Origin of the sequence: Streptomyces sp. 150FB (assembly GCF_000818195.1) — a bacterium.
In the GTDB taxonomy this organism is placed as follows: Bacteria; Actinomycetota; Actinomycetes; order Streptomycetales; family Streptomycetaceae; genus Streptomyces.
The window spans coordinates 6786407-6788649 of sequence record NZ_JTHL01000001.1; the positions used below are offsets into that span (position 1 = coordinate 6786407).

The following is a 2243-nucleotide window of genomic DNA, read 5'->3' on the forward strand; positions in this document are numbered from 1 at the left end:
TTACTGGTACGAGAACCTGCGCCGCACGGTCGAGTTCGAGCCCGCCGTAAGGGAGTTGGCGGCGGACGGCTTCACCGCCTTCATCGAGTGCAGCCCGCACCCCGTGGTCGCCGTCGGGGTCCAGGAGACCCTGGACGCGGGGGAGTACGAGGGTGTGGTCACCGGTTCCCTGCGCCGCGACGACGGTGGTCCTGATCGATTCCTCGCCTCCCTCGCGCAGTTGTGGACCGGAGGCGGCGCGCCGGACTGGGCCGCCCTGTTCGCCGGTACGGGGGCGCGGACGCTGCCCCTGCCCACGTACGCCTTCCAGCGCGAGCGGTACTGGCCGGCACCGGCCGCGCACCCCGCCGGGGGCCAGGGCGCGAACAGCACTGACAGGGCTGACAGGGCTGACAGTTCCTTCTGGGACGCCGTCTCCCGTGGCGATCTGCCCGAACTCGCCGGGACCCTGGACGTGTCTCCGGACACACTGGAACCGCTGCTGCCCGCGCTCTCCGCATGGCATCTGCGCCGGACGGCCGAAGCCGGAGCCGACAGCCGGCGATACAGGATCGGCTGGCAGATCCGTGCGGGGCTGAGCGACGCCAGGCTTTCGGGCCGCTGGTTCGCCCTCGTCCCTTCCGGTCGGTACGGAACGGATACGGATGCGGCGGGCACCGCCGACTCGCTGGTCTCCGCTGACGCTCTGGAGTCCGTGACCGCGCCCGTCCTCGACGCCCTGGCCCGATACGGTGCCGACCTCGTCACCATCCCCGTCGACCCGGCCACGGCACAGGACCGTACGGCGCTCGCCGCGCTCCTCCGGGACGCGCTCGACGACGCCGGCCGTACGGGCATCCGTCTCGCCGGTGTGCTTTCGCTCCTCGCGCTCGACCAGCGGACGTCCGTGTCGTTCCCCGGTGTGCCCGCCGGCGTCGCCGGCACCCTGCTCCTGGCGCAGACACTCACCGCACTGGATGCCGACGCCCCGTTGTGGTGTGTGACCAGCGGTGCCGTGTCGGTCGGCGCGACCGACCGGGTGCGCGCAGTCCGACAGGCCGCCGTCTGGGGGCTCGGCCAGGTGGTGGCTCTGGAGCAGCCCCGCCGCTGGGGCGGCCTGATCGACCTGCCGGAGGTGCTGGACCGGGGCGTACTCGCCCGGCTCGCCGCCGTGTTGAGCGGCGGCGCCGACGGCGAGGACCAGGTGGCCGTACGGCCTTCCGGGGTCTTCACCCGCAGGCTCGGCCACGCGCCGGCCCGCCCGGCGGACGCGGCAGGGGGATGGCAGCCCGCCGGTACGGTCCTGGTCACCGGCGGTACCGGCGCGCTGGGCGCGCATGTCGCCCGCTGGCTGGCCCGCAGTGGAGCCGAGCGTCTGGTACTGACCGGCCGTCGCGGTCCCGAAGCACCGGGCGCCGCCGAACTCGCGGCGGAACTAGGCGAGATGGGCGTCGACGTCACCGTTGTGGCGTGCGATGTCACCGACCGGGCCGCCGTCGCAGCGATGCTGCGCGAGGTCGAGGAAGCCGCCGAGCCCATACGCGCCGTGGTGCACGCCGCCGGGTTGCCGCAGTCGGAAACCCTGGACGGGATGGGACTCGACAGCTTCGCCGCCGTCTCCACTCCGAAGGCGGCCGGTGCGCTGCACCTGGACGAACTGCTGGGCGACCGTGAGCTGGACGCGTTCGTGATGTTCTCCTCGATCGCCGCCACCTGGGGCAGCGGGGGCCAGGCCGCGTACGCGGCGGGCAACTCCGTACTCGACGCACTGGCGTTGGACCGCCGGGCCCGTGGTCTGGCGGCGACCTCCGTGCAGTGGGGCGCCTGGGCCGGTAGCGGTATGGCGGCGGACGAGACCTCCAGGGAAGCCCTGGCGCGCCGTGGCATCCGGGCGATGGCGCCGGAGGCGGCGCTGTCCGCACTGCGCACAGCGACCGGTGGTGTGGACGCTGTCGTCGCCGTCGCCGACATCGACTGGGAACTCTTCACACCGGCGTTCACCGCGCTGAGGCCCAGCCCGCTGCTCAGCGCGCTGCCCGAGACGGCCGCGCTGCGGACGGGCCGGGCCGCACCGGTGGACGGCGGTGCGGGCGCCGCGCTCCGTACCCGGCTGGCCGGTGTGGACACCGCCGGACGGCGGGCTGCCCTGCTCGACCTGGTCAGGGCCGAGGCCGCGGCAGTACTCGGCCACGGGGGCGCGGCCGGGATCGACCCCGGCCGCCCGTTCAGGGAGCTGGGCTTCGACTCGCTGACCGCCGTCGAGC

The 2243-nt window shown here is 74.1% G+C and carries 1 protein-coding gene; it reads left to right on the forward strand.

Annotation, left to right across the window (positions count from 1 at the left end; all coding sequences use genetic code 11):
• A partial coding sequence (locus QR77_RS49225) for an SDR family NAD(P)-dependent oxidoreductase (protein WP_040025002.1) occupies window positions 1-2243 on the forward strand: 2243 nt, incomplete at both ends.